Below are 19,216 nucleotides of genomic sequence, written 5' to 3' on the forward strand. Positions count from 1 at the left end.
CTCCGGTCGCTTTTTCGCGAATGATTTCGCGGGCTAGGTCTGCAAACCGAGATGGCGGATGGTCGGCAGGGCGGGGGCGAGGCGATCCCAGGCGTCGTCCAGCAGCTCGGCGGGGTAGAAGGGCAGGGCGGCCAGTTCCTCGCGGCTGATCCAGGCCAGTTCGCGGATGTCGAACTCGTCGCCACCCAGGCCCTTGAGGTTGGCCAGGGTGGGTTCGCCGTGGCGGGCATCGATGCGGTAGAACAGCTCCATGTGGAAGCGGCCCATCGCCGGCTCGGCGAACTCGCGGACGTACACCAGCGGGCCGACGTCCACCACCAGCCCGGTCTCCTCGAAGAACTCGCGCCTCACCGTGTCGCGGGTGGAGGCGTCGGTGTCGGACTCGAAGCCCCCGCCCGGCGGTATCCAGTAGGTGTCGTCGCCGACCACGTGCTTGACCAGCAGGATGCGGCCGGCCTCCACCAGCAGGCCGGCGGCACGGATGCGGTGTTGCAGCTTGGGCGTCATTGCCAGTCGAGTCGTGCCAGCTTCCATTCGCCGTCCTCCAGCCACCATTCGAGCTTCACGGCGTAGTGCCGCGCGGCATCGGGGATCAGCCCCTCGGCGCCGGCAAGCCCCACCTGGGCCTCGGTGTAGCCCTTGGTACTGTAGGTCGGATCGATGCGGTTGGCCTTGCCCAGGGCGAGGATGCGCACATTCTTGTGACGCAGGAACAGCAGCGTCATGGTGCGCTTGGCCCATTCGCGGTCGAATTCCTGCTGGGCGGTGAACTGCGGGTGCAACTGGTCGAGCACCGCTCCGGTCTTCTTCGCTTCGAGGTTGTCCTGCAGTTGCTGCACGGCGGAATCCAGCGCGGCGGCGGGATCGTCCCGGCCGCAACCGGTGAGCGTGAGCAGAATCAGCGCGAGCGCGAAAATCATCTTCCCAGGTGACATGCCTAACTCCCTTTTCCTCGTTATGATGCCCGGCAGGACAGGTGGCGCAGACCCGCAAGGGGTCGAGCTTACGCACAGTATCGGAGCCCAGAATGCAGACTTTGTATCCGGAGATTAAGCCCTACGCCCGCCATGAGCTGGCGGTGGACGAACCGCATGTGCTGTATGTCGACGAGAGCGGTTCGCCCGACGGCCTGCCGGTGGTGTTCATCCACGGCGGCCCGGGGGCCGGGTGCGATGCCATGAGCCGCCGGTTCTTCGATCCCAACCTCTATCGCATCGTCACCTTCGACCAGCGTGGCTGCGGCCGTTCGACGCCCCATGCCAGCCTGGAGAACAACACCACCTGGGATCTGGTCGCCGACCTCGAGCTGATCCGCGAGCACCTGGGCATCGACAAGTGGGTGCTGTTCGGCGGCTCCTGGGGATCGACCCTGTCGCTGGCCTATGCGCAGAAGCACCCCGAGCGCGTTCATGCGCTGATCCTGCGCGGCATCTTCCTCTGCCGTCCGCAGGAGATCACCTGGTTCTACCAGGAAGGCGCGAGCCGCCTGTTCCCAGACTACTGGGAGGACTACGTCGCGCCGATCCCGGCCGACGAGCAGGGCGACCTGCTGCACGCCTTCCACAAGCGCCTGACCGGCAGCGACCAGATCGCCCAGATGCACGCGGCCAAGGCCTGGTCCACCTGGGAGGGCCGCACCGCCACGCTGCGCCCCAGCGGCCCGGTGGTGGAACGTTTCAGCGAGCCGATGCGCGCCCTGTCCATCGCCCGCATCGAATGCCACTACTTCGTCAACGATGCCTTCCTGGAGCCCAACCAGTTGCTGCGCGACATGCACAGGATCGCCCACCTGCCGGGGATCATCGTGCATGGCCGCTACGACGTGATCTGCCCGCTGGACAACGCCTGGGCCTTGCACCAGGCCTGGCCCAACAGCGAGCTGCAGATCGTCCGTGACGCCGGCCATGCCGCATCCGAGCCGGGCATCACCGATGCGCTGGTGCGCGCCACCGACCAGATCGCCCGCCGCCTGCTCGACCTGCCGCCGGAAGACGAGGCCTGATGAAGGGCCTCCTGCAGCGGGTCTCCGCAGCCCGCGTGGACGTCGCCGGCGAAACCGTCGGCGCCATCGACCGGGGCCTGCTGGTGCTGGTGGGCGTCGAGCCCCAGGACAGCCAGGCCAGCGCCGACAAGCTCTTGCACAAGCTGCTCAACTACCGGGTGTTCAGTGACGCCGAGGGCAAGATGAACCTCTCCCTCGGCGCGGTCGGCGGCGGCCTCTTGCTTGTCTCCCAGTTCACCCTCGCCGCCGATACCCGCAGCGGCCTGCGCCCGAGCTTCTCCAGCGCGGCGCCGCCCGCCCTGGGCGAGGAGCTCTTCGACTACCTGGTGCAGCAGGCGCGCCTCAAGCACCCGCAGGTGGCCACCGGGCGCTTCGGTGCCGACATGCAGGTGCACCTGGTCAATGACGGGCCGGTCACCTTCCTCCTGGAAAGCTAGGCTTCACCCGCCACCCGTCCGATTCTGGCGTACTTCTTGCCTCTGACTCGCCATCCACGGTTCGGGCGGTTAGCATTCTGCGCCTGCCCGAGGTCCGTGGGCTGCACACAATAACGATCTGCCCAACCAGGAGTAAGAATGAAGAAGCTTCTCGCGTCCCTGTTGCTCTCCGCCTGCGCCGTCACCGGCCTGGCCCACGCTGGCGTCGTCGATGATGCGGTCAAGCGCGGCACCCTGCGCGTCGGCATGGACCCCACCTACATGCCCTTCGAGATGACCAACAAGCGTGGCGAGATCGTCGGCTTCGAAGTCGACCTGCTCAAGGCCATGTCCAAGGCGATGGGCGTGAAGCTGGAACTGGTCTCCACCAGCTACGACGGGATCATCCCGGCCCTGCTGACCGACAAGTTCGACATGATCGGCTCCGGCATGACCCTGACCCAGGAGCGCAACCTGCGCGTCAACTTCTCCGAGCCCTTCATCGTGGTCGGCCAGACGCTGCTGATCCGCAAGGAGCTGGAAGGCAAGATCAAGTCCTACAAGGACCTGAACGACGCCCAGTACCGCATCACCTCGAAGATCGGCACCACTGGCGAGATGGTCGCCAAGAAGCTGATCGCCAAGGCCAAGTACAACGGCTTCGACAACGAGCAGGAAGCGGTGATGGACGTGGTCAACGGCAAGGCCGACGCCTTCATCTACGACGCGCCCTACAACGTGGTCGCGGTGAACAAGGCCGGCGCCGGCAAGCTGGTGTACCTGGAGGAGCCCTTCACCTACGAGCCCCTGGCCTTCGGCCTGAAGAAGGGTGACTACGACAGCATCAACTGGATCAACAACTGGCTGCACCAGATCCAGAAGGACGGCACCTACGATCGCATCCATGCCAAGTGGTTCAAGAACACCGCCTGGCTGAAGGATATGGAGTAACCGCAGCCGCGAAGCCCCGACGCTTCACGCTGCAGACGGCAGGTTCCGGCTCACGAGGCCGGGCCTGCCTTTTTGCCTTCTATGGCCTCCCGCCATGCAAGAGATAGCCCGTGACTAGAAAACAACGTCGCACCTGGCCCTGGCACGTACTGACCGGCCTGATCCTGGTCGTGGTCGCCTACGGCCTCTGGTACTCAACCTCCCTGATCTCCTACGAGTGGCGCTGGAACCGGGTGCCCCAGTACTTCGCCTACCACGCCGAAGAGGCCCAGCGCGCCGCCGAGTATGCGCGGGTCGACAGCATCACCGAGGAGGGCGCGAACGCCCGGGTGACGCTGGTCAACGATGCGGGCGAGGAGCAGCAGCTGGTCGTCGCCAGGGACAGCCTGCAAATCTCCCAGGGGGATGACGTGGCCGAGGGCGACGTCGTCGGGGTGACCCGCCACTGGGCCGCCGGCCCGCTGCTGTGGGGCCTCTGGACCACCCTGTGGATCTCCGTGCTGTCCGGTGCCTTTGGCCTGGCCATCGGCCTGTTCACCGGCCTCTGCCGGCTGTCGCAGAACCCCACCCTGCGTGACCTCTCCACCGTCTACGTCGAACTGGTGCGCGGCACGCCGTTGCTGGTGCAGATCTTCATCTTCTATTTCTTCATCGGCACCGTGCTCGACCTGTCCCGCGAGTTCGCCGGGGTGGCGGCACTGGCGCTGTTCACCGGCGCCTACGTCGGCGAGATCGTCCGTGCCGGCGTTCAGTCCATCGCCCGTGGGCAGAACGAGGCGGCGCGCTCGCTCGGCCTCTCTGCCGGGCAGTCGATGCGCCACGTGATCCTGCCCCAGGCCTTCAAGCGCGTGCTGCCGCCCTTGGCCGGGCAGTTCATCAGCCTGGTCAAGGACACCTCGCTGGTGTCGGTCATCGCCATCACCGAACTGACCAAGAGCGGCCGCGAGGCGATCACCACTTCCTTCTCCACCTTCGAGATCTGGTTCTGCGTCGCCGCGCTCTACCTCGTGATCAACCTGCCCCTGTCGCAGATCGCCAACCGCCTGGAACGGAGGCTTGCGCAAAGTGATTGAAGTCCGTGAGCTGGTAAAAGTCTTCGACGCCCGTGGCCATGAAGTGCGCGCGGTCGACAACGTCACGACCCGGGTGGCGCGTGGCGAAGTGGTGGTGGTGATCGGGCCTTCGGGTTCCGGCAAGTCCACCTTCCTGCGTTGCCTCAATGGCCTGGAGGTGCTGGATTCCGGTTCGGTGAGCATCGACGGCGTCGACCTGGCCAACCCCAGGACCGATGTGAATGCCTACCGCCGCGAGGTGGGCATGGTGTTCCAGCACTTCAACCTGTTCCCCCACATGACGGTGCTGGAGAACCTGTGCCTGGCGCAGAAGGTGGTGCGCAAGCGCGGCAAGGCCGAGCGCGAGGAGAAGGCCCGGGCGTTGCTGGCCAAGGTCGGCATCTCGCAGAAGGTCGACGAATACCCCTCGCGCCTCTCCGGCGGCCAGCAGCAGCGCGTGGCCATCGCCCGTGCCCTGTGCATGGAACCGAAGGTGATGCTGTTCGACGAACCCACCTCGGCGCTGGACCCGGAGATGGTCGGCGAGGTGCTGGACGTGATGAAGCAGCTGGCCGTCGAGGGGATGACCATGGTCTGCGTCACCCACGAGATGGGCTTCGCCCGCGAGGTGGCCGACCGGGTGCTGTTCTTCGACCAGGGCAAGTTGCTGGAGGATGCGCCGCCGGCGCAGTTCTTCGACCAGCCACAGGACCCGCGCGCGCAAGCTTTCCTGCGCCAGGTGCTGTAACGGAAAGGGCCGCGATGCGGCCCTTTTTCATGGTGTGGCGAATCAGCGAGGTTGCAGGCTATGCATCGCGAGGTTCGTTGGCGGGATGCAGGCCGTTTTCCTCAAGCCAGTCCAGCGCCATTTGCCGGATGGCATTGGCTTCGAAGCTGTACCAGGCCTGCAGTACGTCCGGATAACCCATGAGCACGTTCTTGAATGTTCTGAACGGTTTCCGGCCAGACAGGGCCTGTTCGAGGGCAAGATAGATTTCCTCCTGCGTCACCGTCTGTATGAAGTCTTCCATGATGGTGAAGCCGGTTGCCGAAGTGATCGGCTCGATCAGCAGCATTCGCTCGGGTTCGGACTCAAGCAGGGCCGCGACTTCGGGGTCTGGAATTTCCGAGTACATCAAGAGGACCTTGCCGCTCTGGAGATCCAGGTAGTGATCCAGGTCTTCTCCATTGGTGTTGAGGGCGAAGGCCAGTTCGTCGAGGTCGATGGTCAGTGGGCGCATGACGGGGGCCTTGGGGGAAGGATGACTGCGTGATCCTACCCTCGGGGCACCGTTTTGTCAGACGCGGAAGCGCGAGACCATCGATTGCAGTTCATTGCCCAGGCGCGCCAGCTCGACGCTGGAAGCGGCGGTTTCCTCGCTGGCCGAGGCGGTCTGCTCGGAGATGTCGCGCACGTTGATGACGCTGCGGTTGATCTCCTCGGCCACCGCGCCCTGTTGCTCGGCGGCTGCGGCGATCTGCTGGTTCATCTGCTGGATGGTGGAGACGGCCTGGGCGATGGTGCCCAGGCGGCGGCCGGCACGGCGAGTCAGTTCGACGGTGCTTTCGGTCAGGCTGCGGCTGGTGTCCATCAGGCTGGCGGCCTGCTGGGTGCCGCTCTGCAGGCCGGCGATCAGTTCTTCGATCTCCTCGGTGGATTTCTGTGTGCGCTGGGCCAGGCCGCGCACTTCGTCCGCCACTACGGCGAACCCACGCCCGGCGTCGCCCGCGCGGGCGGCTTCGATGGCGGCGTTGAGGGCCAGCAGATTGGTCTGCTCGGCCACCGACTTGATCACGTCGAGCACGCTGCCGATCTTCTCGCTTTCCTGCTTGAGGCGGCCGACGGCCTCGTTGGAGCGGCCCACTTCGGTGGCCAGGCGATCCATCTGCTCGACCGCCTCATTCACCGCCACCTCGCCCTCGCGGGACAGTCGGTCGGCGGAGCTGGCGGCTTCGGAGGCCTGCTCGGCGTTGTGCGCGACTTCCTGCATCGTGGCGGCCATTTCGTTCATGGCGGTGGCGACCTGGTCGGTCTCGACCTTCTGGTTGTTGACCCCGGCACTGGTCTGCCCGGTGACGGCGGACAGCTGCTCGGCGGCGCTGGCGATCTGGGTGACGCCGTCGCGGATGTGGCCGATCAGTTCGCGCAGGCTCAGGGTCATGCGCTGCATGCTCTTCTGCAGTTGGCCGAGCTCGTCAGCGCGATCGACCTTGAGGTCTTCGCTGAGGTCGCCCGAGGCGATGCGCTCGGCCACGGCCAGGGTGCGCTGCAGGGGCAGGACGATCTGCCGGGTGATCATCACGGCGGCGGCGACACCGATGGCCAGGGCGATGGCGATGGCAGCCAGCAGCAGGGTGCGGGTCTGGGTGGATTCGCTCTCGCGCTTGGCTGACTGGCTCTCGAACAACTGGTTGCTGATCTGCAACAGCTTGTCGCGCAGAGTGCTCATGGCCTGGGCCTGCACCAGGGTGGCGTCGGTGGCGCTGCGGAAGGCCCCGATGGCGGCGCGGTAGGCCTTGAGGCCGGTGGCGACCTTGGCCAGGTCCTCGTCCTCACCGAGGGTTTCGCCGAGCTTCACCTGGCCGGCCAGGGCCGTGTCCACCGCGGTGAGGGCGGCCTGCTCCAGGCTGGGGTCGTTGCTGTAGGTGTAGCCGCGTACCTGGAAGCGGGCCTGTTGCACGGAGAGGCGCAGTCCGCTGATCTGGCGGTACTGGTCGAGGCGCGAGGCTTCGTCCAGGGCGATGTCGGCGAGAATGCGTTGCTCGATCTCGCCGATCGCCAATACGGCGGCATCGGCGCTGGCGCCGAGCTGCGCGCGGGAGGCCTCACGGGCCTGGTAGGCTTGGCCGAGCTGGCCAAAGGCCTGCCTGTAGGCGCCGAGCGCGGCTTCCTCCTGTTCGATGAGAGCGTGGTCCTTGGGGTCGCTGAGTTCCTTGTCCAGTTCCCGGGCGAAGGCTTCCATTGCGCCGAGCGCGGCGTCGACCTTGTCGGCCGTCGCCGGCTCCTGCTTGGCCTGGTACTCCTGGAGGGCGATGCGCAGGTCCTTGGTCATCTCGCTGAGCTTGGCGCTGGCGCCGAGCTTGTCGCCGCGCTCCAGGGTGGCGTCCAGGGCCAGCCAGCCGGTGAGGGTGATGAGCACCGTGAGCAGCAGTACCAGGCCGAAGCCGAGGGTCAGCTTGAGGTTGACACTGATATTGCCGAACCAGCGGAACATGGGGACTTCTCCAGCGAACGAGGCAGTTCCGTGGTTATCGGCAGCGCCGGGCGCGGCTTGAAGCCTGCGATGTCAGAACAGGCGGGCGAGCAGGGCGGTGACGGCGGTTTCCACGCGCAGGATGCGCTCGCCCAGTTGCACCGGAGCCAGGCCGGCTTCCTGGAGCTTTTCCACCTCGTAGGGAATCCAGCCGCCCTCCGGGCCGATGGCCAGGGTGATGGGGCCCTCCACCGCGCGCGGGCAGGCGGGCCAGGGGCCGGGGTGGCCGACCAGGCCGAGGGTGCCGGCGGCCAGCGCGGGCAGGCGGTCTTCGACGAAGGGCTTGAAGCGCTTCTCGATCACCACCTCGGGTAGCACGGTGTCGCGGGCCTGTTCCAGGCCGAGGACGAGCTGCTCGCGGATGGCGGCGGGTTCGAGGAAGGGGGTCTGCCAGAAGCTCTTTTCCACCCGGTAGCTGTTGAGCAGCACCAGGCGCGGTACGCCCATGGCGGCGACGGTCTGCAGCACACGGCGGAGCATCTTCGGGCGCGGCAGGGCCAGCAGCAGGGTGATCGGCAGCTTGGCTGGCGGCGCCTGCTCCAGGCTGAACTGCAGCTCGGCACGGTCGGCCTCCAGGCTCAGCAGGCGGCCTTCGCCCATGGCGCCGCCGAGCAGTCCGACGCGCAGGCTGTCACCGGCTTCGGCGCGGTGCACCTCGTGCAGGTGCCTGAGGCGGCGGCCCTGCAGCAGGACACGATCGGGGGCGATCAGGTCGCCCTCTTCGAGCAGCAGCAGGTTCACGGCTGGGTGGCGGGCGGCTGGTCGCCGGGCTCGTCGGTGCTGTCCTCGGGATGGTCGCCACGCTTGCGGATCAACCCGCCGAAGAACACGCCGACCTCGAACAGCAGCCACATGGGGATCGCCAGGAGGGTCTGGGAGAAGATGTCCGGCGGGGTGAGGATCATGCCGACCACGAAGCACCCGATGATCACGTAGGGGCGGATCTTCTTCAGGTAGCTGACGTCGACCACGCCGATCCAGATCAGCAGCACCACGGCCACCGGGATCTCGAAGGCGACGCCGAAGGCGAAGAACAGGGTCATGACGAAGTCGAGGTAGCTGCTGATGTCCGTCATCATCGACACGCCCTCGGGGGTGACGCTGGCGAAGAAGTGGAAGATCAGCGGGAACACCAGGAAGTAGGCGAAGGCCATGCCGGCGTAGAACAGCACGATGCTGGACACCAGCAGCGGCATGGCGATGCGCTTCTCGTGCTTGTACAGGCCGGGCGCGATGAAGCCCCAGACCTGGTGCAGGATCACCGGCATGGCGAGGAACAGCGCCACCACCATGGTCAGCTTGAAGGGCGTGAGGAAGGGCGAGGCCACGTCGGTGGCGATCATGGTCGCGCCTTCGGGCAGGTACTGGCGCAGCGGGGCGGAGACCAGGGTGTAGATCTTCTGGGCGAAGTAGAACAGCCCGGCGAAGATCAGGAAGATCGCGGCCACGCAACGCAGCAGGCGGGTACGCAGTTCGGTGAGGTGCGAGACCAGGGGCATTTCCTGGTCCATTTCCGGCTTCTGATCGCTCATAGGGGGCGGGGCGGCTGTGGCTGTTCGATGGGCGCGACGGCAGGTGCGCTGGCCGCTACGGCGTCAGCGGCCGGTACGGCGGGGCTCGCCTCGGCCGCCACTGCTGGCACGGCCTCGGGCGCCGGCTGCGGGGCGGCCGGCGTGGGCACAGGTTCCGCAGCGGGAGGCACGATGCTCTCCTTGATCTGCTTCTCCAGCGCCATGATCTGTTCGTTATGCAGCTGGCGACGGATCTCGTCGGCGCCGATCTCGCGTTCCACTTCCTGCTTGATGGCGTTGAAGCTGCGCTTGAGGCGGCCGATCCACAGGCCGGCGGTGCGGGCGGCACCGGGCAGGCGCTCGGGGCCGAGCACCAGCAATGCCACCAGGCCGATCAGCAGCAGTTCACCAAAGCTGATACCGAACATGCTGGGTCAGTCCTTGCGCACTACCGGCTCTTCGACCTTCTGCGCCTGGCCGTCGATGGTGTGCGGCTGGTTCAGCGGGGCGCCGGGCTGCGGTGCCTGCGGCTGGGCGGCGGCCTGCTCGGCCTTCTGGTCTTCCTCGGTGTTCATCGCCTTGCGGAAGCCCTTGATGGCTTCGCCGACATCCGAACCGAGGTTCTTCAGGCGCTTGGTGCCGAACACCAGGACGACGACGATCAGAATGACCAGCCAGTGTTTCCAGTCGAAAATACCCATGGTTTGCTCCTGAGGCTAATGCGTTATGCGGAAGGCTGGCGGGCGGCTTTTTCAGCGTGCCCGGACAGGCCGAAGCGACGATCCAGTTCGTCCAGAACGGCCTGGGGGTGCTGGCCGAGGGCGGCGAGCATGACCAGGCTGTGGAACCAGAGGTCGGCGGTTTCGTAGATCAGATCGCTGCAGTCGCCACTGGTGGCGGCGTCCTTGGCGGCCAGGATGGTTTCCACCGATTCCTCGCCGACCTTCTCGAGAATCTTGTTCAGCCCCTTGTGGTACAGGCTGGCCACGTAGGAAGAGTCCGCAGCGGCGCCCTTGCGCGCCTCCAGGACCTCGGCGAGGCGGGTGAGGGTGTCACTCATGCGTATGTCCTGCGTGGTAGATCGCATCGGGGTCCTTGATGACCGCGTCGACGGTCTTCCAGTCGCCATTTTCGAAGACGCGGTAGAAGCAGCTTTCACGGCCGGTGTGGCAGGCGATGCCGCCGATCTGCTCGACCATCAGCACCACCACGTCGGCATCGCAGTCCAGGCGCAGCTCGTGCAGGCGCTGCACGTGGCCGGATTCCTCGCCCTTGCGCCACAGTTTGCCGCGCGAGCGTGACCAGTAGATGGCACGGTTCTCGGCGACGGTCAGGGTCAGGGATTCGCGGTTCATCCAGGCCATCATCAGGATGCGCCCGGTCTTGTGGTCCTGGGCGATCGCCGGGACCAGGCCGTCCGCATTCCAGTGGATCTGTTCAAGCCAGTCGTTCATGTGTGCTTCCACGAGCGGGTCAGGCGACCATGCGTGGCCTGACCGGGGCGGTTAGTGTGCCAGCGCCGGCGCAGGCTTGGCTATCGGCGCAATACCAGATACAGACCACCGGCCAGCATCAGCCAGGCGGGCCAGGCCGCCGCATGCTGCTCCAGGCCGAGGGTGGCGGCGCCCACCAGCAGGGCGGCGCCGATCAGGCGCAGGGCCAGGCCGTCGCGGGGCTTGTGCCAGGGCGGCGGCGGGTCGGCGGCGTGGGGCTGGCTCATGCGCTCCAGCAGGTCGCGGGTCATGTTGGCCAGGTGCGGCACCTGCTCGACCTGGGATTGCAGGTTGTGCAGCAGGCTTTTGGGGCTGATGCGCTCGCGCATCCAGCGCTCCAGGTAGGGCTGGGCGGTGCTCCAGAGATCGAGGTCCGGGTACAGCTGGCGGCCCAGGCCTTCGATGTTGAGCAGGGTCTTCTGCAGCAGCACGAGCTGCGGCTGAACCTCCATGTTGAAGCGGCGCGCGGTCTGGAACAGGCGCAGCAGCAGTTGGCCGAAGGAGATGTCCCTGAGCGGCTTCTCGAAGATCGGCTCGCAGACGGTGCGGATGGCCGCCTCGAAATCGTTGACCCGGGTCTCGGCGGGCACCCAGCCGGAGTCGATGTGCAGCTGGGCGACGCGGCGGTAGTCACGTTTGAAGAAGGCGATGAGGTTGCGTGCCAGGTAGTCCTGGTCCTCGGGGGTGAGACTGCCGATGATGCCGCAATCGATGGCGATGTACTGCGGGTTCCAGGGCTGGCGGGTGCTGACGAAGATGTTGCCGGGGTGCATGTCGGCGTGGAAGAAGCTGTCGCGGAACACCTGGGTGAAGAAGATCTCCACACCGCGTTCGGCCAGCAGCTTGAGGTCGGTGCGCTGGTCGGCGAGGGTGGCCAGGTCGGTGACCGGGACGCCGTAGATGCGCTCCATCACCAGCACCTTGGGTCGGCACCAGTCCCAGTACACCTGGGGCACGTAGAGCAGCGGCGAGCCTTCGAAGTTGCGGCGCAGCTGGCTGGCGTTGGCCGCCTCGCGGAGCAGGTCGAGTTCGTCGTAGATGGTCTTCTCGTAGTCGCTGACCACTTCCACCGGCCGCAGGCGGCGGGCGTCGCTGGACAGGCGCTCGGCGACGCGGGCGAGGATGAACAGCCAGGCGAGGTCCTGGCGGATGATCGGCCGCAGGTTGGGGCGGATCACCTTGACCACCACTTCCTCGCCGCTTTTCAGCTGCGCGGCGTGGACCTGGGCCACCGAGGCGGAGGCCAGCGGGGCGACGTCGAAGCGGGCGAATACCTCGCTGACGCGGGCGCCGAGCTGCTCCTCGATGCGTGCCACGGCCTGGGCGGGGTCGAAGGGCGGGACCTGGTCCTGCAGGCGGGCCAGTTCGTCGGCGATGTCGGGCGGCAGCAGGTCGCGGCGGGTGGACAGCAACTGGCCGAACTTGATGAAGATCGGGCCGAGGCCTTCCAGCGCCAGGCGCAGTCGCGCACCCCGGGAGAGCTCCAGGCGCTTGCGCGGGAACCAGCGCCAGGGCAGCAGGTAGCTCAGGGCGCGTAGCCACCAGGGCAGCGGCAGGTCGAAGATCAGGTCATCGAGTCGGTAGCGGATGACCACGCTCTGGATGCGCAGCAGACGGCGGACGGCGAGCAGCTTCATGCGTTGGGTTTGCTTTTCTGGGTCAGGCGCCCGATGCGGGCGTCGAGGCGGTCGAGGTCGACCTTGAGGCGGTCCAGTTCGGCGAAGCGGGCATCCGCTTCACGCTGGCCGACCAGTGTGCGCGATTCCTCCGCCAGGTAGTCGGCGAGGTTCAGGCGCAGGCTGTCGAGGCTCTGTGTGGTCCAGTCGACGCGGCTGCGGACGTGCGCGCCGAGCAGTTGGCTGGCGACCGGGCCGAGCCAGCGGGACAGTTCGTACTCCCAGTCCAGCTCGAGGTCCTGGAGGATGCCGGCGAGCTCCATGAGCGCGGCGCTGTCGCCGTCCAGTTCGACTTCCGGGCGGTGCAGGACGGCGGTCTTCTCGCGGCTCAGTGCCAGGCGCAGGAGGCTGGCGGCCGGTGCGCGCAGGCGGCAATCGGCCGGGGCGGCCCAGTTCGCCGCGAGTTGCAGGCCGTCGCCCCCGGGGAGGATGAACAGCTGCAGGGCGGGGGCCTGGCAATCGATCTCGATCACCTTGCCTTCGAGGCGCGACAGGCGTGGCAACGCGGTGCCGTCGAGCCTGAGGACGCGGTTGATGCCGTGTTCGACGCCGGCGAGCAGGGCCTGGGTGAGCATCAGGGCTTGATGCCGCGGTGCAGGGCGACGATGCCGCCGGTCATGTTGTGGTAGGTGGCGCGTTCGAAGCCGGCCTCCACCATCATGGCCTTGAGGGTTTCCTGGTCGGGGTGCATGCGGATCGACTCGGCCAGGTAGCGGTAGCTCTCGGAGTCGTTGGTGATCAGCTTGCCCATCAGCGGCAGGAGGCTGAACGAGTAAGCGTCATAGGCCTTGGACAGCAGGCCGCTGGTGGGCTTGGAGAACTCCAGCACCAGCAGGCGGCCACCGGGCTTGAGCACACGCAGCATGGAGCGCAGGGCGGCGTCCTTGTGGGTGACGTTGCGCAGGCCGAAGGCGATGGTGACCACGTCGAAGTGGTTGTCGGGGAAGGGCAGCTGCTCGGCATCGGCCTGGACGAAGCTGACGTTGCCGGCGACGCCGCTGTCGAGCAGCTTGTCGCGACCGACCTTGAGCATCGAGGCGTTGATGTCGGCCAGCACCACTTCGCCGGTCGGGCCTACCAGGCGCGAGAACTGGCGGGTGAGATCGCCCGTGCCGCCGGCGATGTCGAGCACGCGGTTGCCCGGACGCACGCCGGACAGCTCGATGGTGAAGCGCTTCCACAGCCGATGGACGCCGCCGGACATCAGGTCGTTCATCAGGTCGTACTTGGCGGCCACGGAGTGGAACACCTCGGCGACCTTGTCGGCCTTCTGGCTCTCGGGAACGCTCTGGTAGCCGAAGTGGGTGGTGGGTTCGGCATCGCTGCCTTTGCGCGGATCGTTCATGTCGCTGCCCCGGAAGAAATTGGCGGCCATTTTAGGCGCGGTTGCCCTGCTTTGTCTTGGCCTCGAACGGTGCCGGCTCGCCAGGGCCCAGGGCCGGCCTGCTATAGTCGCGCGACCATAAGTCGCAGTCAGGAGTTGGCCCATGGCCCGCATCAATGTCGAACGTTCCCACAGCCTGGGTCGCACCGCTGTCAGGGCCAAGGCCGAGCAACTCGCCGAGCGCCTGGCCCGCGAGTACGACGTGCGCTACCAGTGGCGTGGCAACACCCTGGAGTTCAAGCGCAGCGGCGCCGACGGACAGATCGAGGTCAGCGACGACAAGGTCAACGTCGAGGTGAAGCTGGGCCTGTTGCTCTCGGCCATGAGCGGCAGCATCAAGCGCGAGATCGAGAAGGCGCTGGACGAGTACCTGGTCTGAGTGTTCCAGCGGCATCCCTGCCCCGTCGGGGATGCCGGTTCCGGTGGGGTCGCAACGGCTTCGCCATGATGGACTCCACGCGGCGTCCCGGCCGACCGAACCCTACCCGCGGCTAGTATGCGGTTTCTAATTTTCCTCGCTAACGTGCACCCCAAGCCCTGAGAAAGGGCGAGTCCTCCATTATCCGAGTGAGGTGCACCATGGCCAAAGCAGCCGTCGTCAAGAAGAAAGTCGAAGCAAGCAAGACCACCGTCCTTTCCGATGTCCGTCTCTATGCCCGCAAGATCTGGCTGGCCGGCCTGGGTGCCTACGCCAAGGCCGGGCAGGAAGGTGCCGACTACCTGCGTGACCTGGTGAAGGCCGGCGAGGGTGTCGAGAAGCAGGGCCGCAAGGCCGTCGATGCGCGCGTCGAAGCCGCCAACAGCCAGATCGATTCGGTGAAGGGCAGCGTCAAGGGCTCGGTCACCGGCGTGAAGGAAAAGGTCGAAGTGCAGCTCGACAAGATCGAGAAAGCGTTCGACAACCGTGTCGCCGTCGCCCTCAATCGCCTGGGTATTCCCTCGCGACAGGACGTTGAGGCACTCTCTGCTAAGCTTGACGAGCTGAGCGCGTTGCTCGAGCACGTCGCGCGAACCAAATAAGGAGAGCAGGATGGCTGGTAAGAAAAAAACCACGAAAGAAACCAACTCCTGGATCGGCGAGATCGAGAAATACTCGCGCCAGATCTGGCTGGCTGGCTTGGGGGCCTACTCGAAGGTCAGCAACGACGGCACCAAGCTGTTCGATGCGCTGGTCAAGGATGGTGAGAAGGCTGAAAAACAGGCCAAGACCGAAGTCGACAAGCAGGTCGATGCGGTCAAGTCCCGCGTTGGTTCACGCGTCGGCTCCGCCAAGTCCAAGGTCGATGAGGTCAAGGACAAGGCGATCGGCAAGTGGAGCGAGCTGGAAGAGGCGTTCGACAAGCGCCTGAACAGTGCCATCTCCCGTCTCGGCGTACCCAGCCGTAACGAAGTGAAGGACCTGAACAGCAAGGTCGACAGCCTGACCCGGCAGATCGAGAAGCTCACCGGCGTCTCCGCCAAGTCGGTCAAGCCTGCCGCCAAGGCAGCAGCGAAACCTGCTGCCAAGCCGGCTGCGAAGACCGCTGCGGCCAAACCGGCTGCCAAGCCCGCCGCCAAACCGGCAGCCAAGCCGGCCGCGAAGGCCGCTGCGAAGCCTGCAGCGAAGACCGCCGCTGCCAAGCCGGCAGCCAAGGCCGCCGCCAAGCCTGCTGCGAAGCCGGCCGCGAAACCCGCTGCGAAGGCAGCAGCCAAACCTGCGGCGAAGCCGGCGGCGGCCAAACCCGCAGCCGCTGCCAAGCCTGCGGCGAAGCCCGCTGCCAAACCTGCTGCGAAGAAGCCTGCGGTGAAGAAAGCCGCTGCGCCGAAACCGGCAGCCGCCAAGCCGGCGACCCCGGCCGCGACCCCGGCTCCGGCCGCTGCACCGAGCACCCCGGCCGCCACTCCGGCACCGGCCGCTCCGGCGAGCACGCCAAGCCAGTCCTGATCTCCAGGGACCACAGACGCCCGGCCTTGCGCCGGGCGTTTGCGTTTCAGGCCTCCAGATAACGCCGGGCCATGCGTTCGGCGGCCTGGCGCGATTCGTCCTGCAGGTGCGGGGCCACCAGCATCATGATCTGGTACACCACCAGGCGTACTTCCCCTTCGTTGCCGAGGATGCGCTGGTAGTCGAGCGAGAACAGCAGGGTCAGGGTGATCTGCTCCACCAACTGACCGAGGGATTCGGTATCGCTGACCAGTCGCTCCCGCGCCTTGAGCCGTGCCAGCAGCGAGGCCAGGGTGCGCTTGAGGGCGTTCAGCCAGCTGCGCATGCCACGGGCCAGCTTGGGCAGCCGCCCGGCGAGGTTGGACAGGTCCTGGAAGAGGAAGCGGTACTGCGCCAGGCGCTCGACGATCAGGTGCAGGAACAGCCAGTAGTCCTCGACGCCGAGCTCCACGTCCTCGGGTGGGTCGAGCAGGGGCGCGAGCTCATCCTGGAAGCGCTCCAGCAGCGCCATCACCAGGGGTTCCTTGCCGTGGAAGTGGTAGTAGAGGTTGCCCGGGCTGATGCCCAGTTCGGTGGCGATTTCGAGGGTGGTGACGTTGGGCTCGCCCTCGCGGTTGAACAGCATCAGGGCGCATTCGAGTATCCGGTCTCGGGTCTTCATCCAGTCTTCTTGTCGTCGGTGCATGCGGCCGGCCGGGTGTGCCCCGGCCAGCCGAACGTCTTCAGCGCACGTGCACGTAGGTGCCGGGTGCTGCCTCCATGGGTGGGTGGGCCTGGTTGCCGAGGGCGACCAGGGTCTCGCGCTGCTCCCCCGAGCGCGCCTGTATCCAGCTCAGCCATTCGGGCCACCAGCTGCCCTGGACGTTCTTCGCGTCGTAGTACCAGGCGCGGTGGTCGGAGCTGAGCTTGCCGTTCTCCAGGTAGTTGGCCTTGGGGTTGCCCGGCGGGTTGAGGATGCTCTGGATGTGTCCGCTGTTGGACAGCACGAAGCGGCTCTCGCCGCCGAGCAGGCGTGCCGAGCGATAGACCGCGTCCCAGGGGGTGATGTGGTCGTTGATGCCGGCGACGCTGAAGCTGTCCACCGTGACCTTCTGCAGGTCGATCGGGGTGCCGCAGATTTCCAGCGCGCCGCCGCGGGTGAGCGGGTTGTGCTTGAAGAAATCCAGCAGGTCGCCATGCAGCGCCGCAGGCAGGCGGGTGTTGTCGTTGTTCCAGTAGAGGATGTCGAAGGCCGGTGGCTGGCGGCCCAGCAGGTAGTTGTTGACGAAGTAGTTCCACACCAGGTCGTTGGGACGCATCCAGGCGAAGATCTTGGCCATGTCGCGGCCATCCAGCACGCCCTGCTGGTAGGAGCGGCGCTTGGCCGCCTCCAGGGTCTGCTCGTCGGCGAAGAGTGCGGCGGGGCTGTCGACCTGGCTGTCCAGCAGGCTCACCAGGTAGCTGGCGCTGCTGACCTTGCGCAGCTGGCGCTTGGCCTGGAGGTGGCCCTGCAGGGCCGCGATGGTCAGGCCCCCGGCACAGGCCCCCATGAGGTTGACGTCCTTGCTGCCGGTGACGGAGCGGGCCACGTCGACCGCCTGCTCCAGCGCTTGCACGTAAGTGGACAGGCCCCATTCGCGGTGGCGGGCATCGGGGTTGCGCCAGCTGACAATGAACACCTGCAGGCCGTTCTTCAGCGCGTACTGGACGAAGCTCTTCTCCGGCGAGAGGTCGAAGATGTAGAACTTGTTGATCTGCGGGGGAACGATCAGCAGGGGCTTGAGGTACTGCTTCTCGCTCATCGGCTTGTACTGGATCAGCTCCAGCAGCTCGTTGCGGTAGATCACCGAGCCGGTGGTGGTGGCCAGGTTGCGGCCGATCTCGAAGGCTTGCTTGCTGACCTGGCTGGGCATGGCGTTGTTGTTCAGCAGGTCGTCGAACAGGTGGCGCACGCCGTTGATCAGGCTCAGGCCGCCGGTGTTGAACAGCTCCTTGACCGCCAGGGGATTGAGCAGGCTGTTGGACGGCGCCATGGCGTCGCTGACGAGGGCAAGGACGAAGCGCGCGCGGGCGCGGTCATCGTCGCTGAGGTCGCTGTCCTCGACCCAGGCGTAGAGCTGTTTCTGCCAGGCCAGGTAGGCCTGCAGGCCGCGACGGTAGAACGGGTTGTGGCTCCAGGAGGGATCGGCGAAGCGCGCGTCCTGGGGATTGGGCTTGTGCGGGGTGTCGCCCATCAGCACGCGGCCGAGCTGGCCGCCGAAGGCGAGCACGTGCCGGGCGCTGTGCACGGGGTGCTTGAGCCCCTGCAGGGCAAGGGTGCGGACGGTGGAGGCCAGGTCCTTGCCTCGCAAGCCGACGATCGCGCTCTGCGCGTTCATGTAGTTAGCGGGGACCGGCAAGGCACCCGACACCTGTTTCTCTCGCATGGGGGCAACACTCCGTAATCAATCCGTCGTCAAGGAGGGTTAGGCAAGGCTCGTACCACTGAGCGCAATAGGTGCATTCCAGACTACTGCGCTGGAAATTCAAGTTCGTTACAAACGGCTCCTGGAGGGGCGAATGCGCTGGCTCCGCCCCATCATGGAGCGGAGCCGCCGGCGCGCATGGGTTTCAGGGATTGCGCAGTTGCATGGGCTGCGGATGGATGATCGCTCGCTGACGCTCCTGGGCGAGGAACTTCATGATGATCGGCGCCACCGTCTCCGCCCGGGTCACGAGGAACAGGTGGCCGTCGTCGATGACATGGAGTTCCGAGTTGGGAATGCGCCAGGCGAGCATGCGCATGTTCACCAGCGGGATGATCGGGTCGTCGTCGCCGGCCAGGACCAGGGTCGGTTGGCGGATGCGGTGCAGCCAGTGGATGCTGGTCCAGCCGAGGCCGGCGAACAGTTGCCAGTAGTAGCCGAGCTTGCCCGAGGAGCGCACCTTGCTGGCGTGGGCCATCGCCAGGGTCGGGTCGCGCCGGAAGGCGCCACCGTAGATGTCCGGCGCGATGTGCACGCCGTAGGACGGCTGGATGTAGCGACGCGGGCTGGCCATGCGCCAGAGCACCTTGGGCTTGCCGGGCACCATGATCGCGCCGGCCGACGTGGCGGCGAGGATCAGCTTCTTGCAGCGCTCGGGGTAGTCGTGGGCGAACTGCTGCGCCAGGGCGCCGCCCCAGGACACGCCGATGGCATTGACCTGGCCGTAGTTCAGGTAGTCGAGCATGCGTGCGGCGAGCTTGGCCAGGCCGGGGAAGCGATAGGGCTTGCTCGGGGTGGACGAGCCGCCGACACCGGGGACGTCGAAGGCGATCACCTCCTGGTCCGGGTCGAGCGCCTGGACGAAGGGGAACACCAGCTCGAGGTTGGCACCGATGCCGTTGAAGATCAGCAGCGGTGTCAGGTGGTCCTTGCCGGGCCTGACGGCGGTGCGGATGGTCTGGCCATCGAGGTCGATGGTGCGGAAGACGAAAGGTTGCGGCATGCGCTGGCCCCTATGGATTGAAACGACGGGAGGCACCCGCGAGGGGCCTCCCTGTAGCGCCAGGCCAAGCCTGGTTCAGGCCGCCGCCGGTCTTGGCGGTGGGCCT

Annotated in this window: 24 protein-coding genes and 1 pseudogene; 8 read left to right on the forward strand and 17 right to left on the reverse strand. The window is 66.4% G+C overall.

Going from position 1 to position 19,216, the window contains the following annotated elements; all coding sequences use genetic code 11:
* Positions 1-33: 33 nt before the first annotated feature.
* Positions 34-507, reverse strand: a complete 474-nt coding sequence (locus DMX10_RS20520) for an NUDIX hydrolase (protein ID WP_111262798.1) — start codon at positions 505-507, stop codon at positions 34-36.
* Positions 504-935, reverse strand: a complete 432-nt coding sequence (locus DMX10_RS20525; RefSeq protein WP_111262799.1) for a hypothetical protein — start codon at positions 933-935, stop codon at positions 504-506. The genes DMX10_RS20520 and DMX10_RS20525 overlap by 4 nt, the downstream gene beginning before the upstream one ends.
* Positions 936-1,027: 92 nt before the next feature.
* Here DMX10_RS20525 and pip point away from each other — a divergent pair, with 92 nt between their 5' ends.
* From pip to DMX10_RS20550, 5 genes are all read left to right on the forward strand, one after another.
* Positions 1,028-2,002 carry a prolyl aminopeptidase gene (gene pip, locus DMX10_RS20530; RefSeq protein ID WP_111262800.1) on the forward strand — a complete coding sequence of 325 codons (975 nt, stop codon included), beginning with the start codon at positions 1,028-1,030 and terminating at the stop codon, positions 2,000-2,002.
* Positions 2,002-2,439: a D-aminoacyl-tRNA deacylase gene (dtd, locus tag DMX10_RS20535; protein ID WP_111262801.1), complete on the forward strand. Its 438-nt coding sequence runs from the start codon at positions 2,002-2,004 to the stop codon at positions 2,437-2,439. The genes pip and dtd overlap by 1 nt, the downstream gene beginning before the upstream one ends.
* 138 nt (positions 2,440-2,577) lie before the next feature.
* Complete coding sequence (locus DMX10_RS20540) at positions 2,578-3,369, forward strand: transporter substrate-binding domain-containing protein (protein WP_111262802.1); 792 nt, start codon at positions 2,578-2,580, stop codon at positions 3,367-3,369.
* 110 nt (positions 3,370-3,479) lie between these two features.
* Positions 3,480-4,442, forward strand: coding sequence for an amino acid ABC transporter permease (locus DMX10_RS20545; RefSeq protein WP_111262803.1), 963 nt, complete (start codon positions 3,480-3,482; stop codon positions 4,440-4,442).
* Positions 4,435-5,169 (forward strand): amino acid ABC transporter ATP-binding protein, encoded by a 735-nt coding sequence (locus DMX10_RS20550; protein WP_111262835.1) that lies wholly within the window; start codon positions 4,435-4,437, stop codon positions 5,167-5,169. Before DMX10_RS20545 ends, DMX10_RS20550 begins: the two co-directional genes overlap by 8 nt.
* A 58-nt stretch (positions 5,170-5,227) precedes the next feature.
* Here the strand turns inward: DMX10_RS20550 and DMX10_RS20555 are convergent, their stop codons facing one another.
* The 12 genes and pseudogenes from DMX10_RS20555 to ubiE form a co-directional block, all read right to left on the reverse strand.
* Positions 5,228-5,662 carry a UPF0158 family protein gene (locus tag DMX10_RS20555; RefSeq protein WP_111262804.1) on the reverse strand — a complete coding sequence of 145 codons (435 nt, stop codon included), beginning with the start codon at positions 5,660-5,662 and terminating at the stop codon, positions 5,228-5,230.
* Positions 5,663-5,719: 57 nt separating this feature from the next.
* Entirely contained in the window at positions 5,720-6,592 is an 873-nt protein-coding gene (locus tag DMX10_RS33665) for a methyl-accepting chemotaxis protein (RefSeq protein WP_371921713.1), read from the reverse strand.
* 30 nt (positions 6,593-6,622) lie between these two features.
* Positions 6,623-7,636, reverse strand: a pseudogene (locus DMX10_RS33670) (methyl-accepting chemotaxis protein); the annotation flags it as partial.
* Positions 7,637-7,708: 72 nt separating this feature from the next.
* Positions 7,709-8,416: a 16S rRNA (uracil(1498)-N(3))-methyltransferase gene (locus tag DMX10_RS20565; protein ID WP_111262806.1), complete on the reverse strand. Its 708-nt coding sequence runs from the start codon at positions 8,414-8,416 to the stop codon at positions 7,709-7,711.
* Positions 8,413-9,207, reverse strand: a complete 795-nt coding sequence (gene tatC, locus DMX10_RS20570) for a twin-arginine translocase subunit TatC (RefSeq protein ID WP_111262807.1) — start codon at positions 9,205-9,207, stop codon at positions 8,413-8,415. The genes DMX10_RS20565 and tatC overlap by 4 nt, the downstream gene beginning before the upstream one ends.
* Positions 9,204-9,614, reverse strand: coding sequence for a Sec-independent protein translocase protein TatB (tatB, locus tag DMX10_RS20575; RefSeq protein ID WP_111262808.1), 411 nt, complete (start codon positions 9,612-9,614; stop codon positions 9,204-9,206). The genes tatC and tatB overlap by 4 nt, the downstream gene beginning before the upstream one ends.
* A 6-nt stretch (positions 9,615-9,620) precedes the next feature.
* The gene (locus tag DMX10_RS20580; RefSeq protein ID WP_111262809.1) at positions 9,621-9,887 is read right to left on the reverse strand and encodes a twin-arginine translocase TatA/TatE family subunit; all 267 of its coding nucleotides are present in this window, start codon (positions 9,885-9,887) and stop codon (positions 9,621-9,623) included.
* A 23-nt stretch (positions 9,888-9,910) separates the two neighbouring features.
* Positions 9,911-10,246 carry a phosphoribosyl-ATP diphosphatase gene (locus DMX10_RS20585; RefSeq protein WP_111262810.1) on the reverse strand — a complete coding sequence of 112 codons (336 nt, stop codon included), beginning with the start codon at positions 10,244-10,246 and terminating at the stop codon, positions 9,911-9,913.
* Positions 10,239-10,640: a phosphoribosyl-AMP cyclohydrolase gene (gene hisI / locus DMX10_RS20590; protein WP_111262811.1), complete on the reverse strand. Its 402-nt coding sequence runs from the start codon at positions 10,638-10,640 to the stop codon at positions 10,239-10,241. The genes DMX10_RS20585 and hisI overlap by 8 nt, the downstream gene beginning before the upstream one ends.
* Before the next feature lie 80 nt (positions 10,641-10,720).
* Positions 10,721-12,316 (reverse strand): ubiquinone biosynthesis regulatory protein kinase UbiB, encoded by a 1,596-nt coding sequence (ubiB, locus tag DMX10_RS20595; RefSeq protein WP_111262812.1) that lies wholly within the window; start codon positions 12,314-12,316, stop codon positions 10,721-10,723.
* A complete protein-coding gene (locus DMX10_RS20600) occupies positions 12,313-12,930 on the reverse strand; it encodes an SCP2 domain-containing protein (protein ID WP_111262813.1) in 618 nt (205 codons plus the stop codon). Before DMX10_RS20600 ends, ubiB begins: the two co-directional genes overlap by 4 nt.
* A complete protein-coding gene (gene ubiE, locus DMX10_RS20605) occupies positions 12,930-13,700 on the reverse strand; it encodes a bifunctional demethylmenaquinone methyltransferase/2-methoxy-6-polyprenyl-1,4-benzoquinol methylase UbiE (RefSeq protein ID WP_111262836.1) in 771 nt (256 codons plus the stop codon). Before ubiE ends, DMX10_RS20600 begins: the two co-directional genes overlap by 1 nt.
* Before the next feature lie 142 nt (positions 13,701-13,842).
* Between ubiE and DMX10_RS20610 the strand changes: the two genes are divergently transcribed.
* The 3 genes from DMX10_RS20610 to DMX10_RS20620 all read left to right on the forward strand — a co-directional run bounded on the left by DMX10_RS20610 (position 13,843) and on the right by DMX10_RS20620 (position 15,663).
* Positions 13,843-14,118 carry a polyhydroxyalkanoic acid system family protein gene (locus tag DMX10_RS20610; protein ID WP_111262814.1) on the forward strand — a complete coding sequence of 92 codons (276 nt, stop codon included), beginning with the start codon at positions 13,843-13,845 and terminating at the stop codon, positions 14,116-14,118.
* Positions 14,119-14,318: 200 nt separating this feature from the next.
* The gene (locus DMX10_RS20615) at positions 14,319-14,759 is read left to right on the forward strand and encodes a phasin family protein (protein ID WP_111262815.1); all 441 of its coding nucleotides are present in this window, start codon (positions 14,319-14,321) and stop codon (positions 14,757-14,759) included.
* Positions 14,760-14,769: 10 nt separating this feature from the next.
* A complete protein-coding gene (locus DMX10_RS20620) occupies positions 14,770-15,663 on the forward strand; it encodes a phasin family protein (RefSeq protein ID WP_111262816.1) in 894 nt (297 codons plus the stop codon).
* Positions 15,664-15,709: 46 nt separating this feature from the next.
* Here DMX10_RS20620 and DMX10_RS20625 read toward each other — a convergent pair whose 3' ends face one another.
* From DMX10_RS20625 to phaZ, 3 genes are all read right to left on the reverse strand, one after another.
* Entirely contained in the window at positions 15,710-16,324 is a 615-nt protein-coding gene (locus DMX10_RS20625; RefSeq protein ID WP_111262817.1) for a TetR/AcrR family transcriptional regulator, read from the reverse strand.
* Between the two features lie 61 nt (positions 16,325-16,385).
* The gene (gene phaC / locus DMX10_RS20630) at positions 16,386-18,068 is read right to left on the reverse strand and encodes a class II poly(R)-hydroxyalkanoic acid synthase (protein WP_111262818.1); all 1,683 of its coding nucleotides are present in this window, start codon (positions 18,066-18,068) and stop codon (positions 16,386-16,388) included.
* 184 nt (positions 18,069-18,252) lie between these two features.
* Positions 18,253-19,110: a poly(3-hydroxyalkanoate) depolymerase gene (gene phaZ / locus DMX10_RS20635; protein WP_111262819.1), complete on the reverse strand. Its 858-nt coding sequence runs from the start codon at positions 19,108-19,110 to the stop codon at positions 18,253-18,255.
* Positions 19,111-19,216 lie beyond the last annotated feature (106 nt).

The organism is Pseudomonas sp. 57B-090624, assembly GCF_003234055.1.
Classification (GTDB): Bacteria; Pseudomonadota; Gammaproteobacteria; order Pseudomonadales; family Pseudomonadaceae; genus Metapseudomonas; species Metapseudomonas tohonis.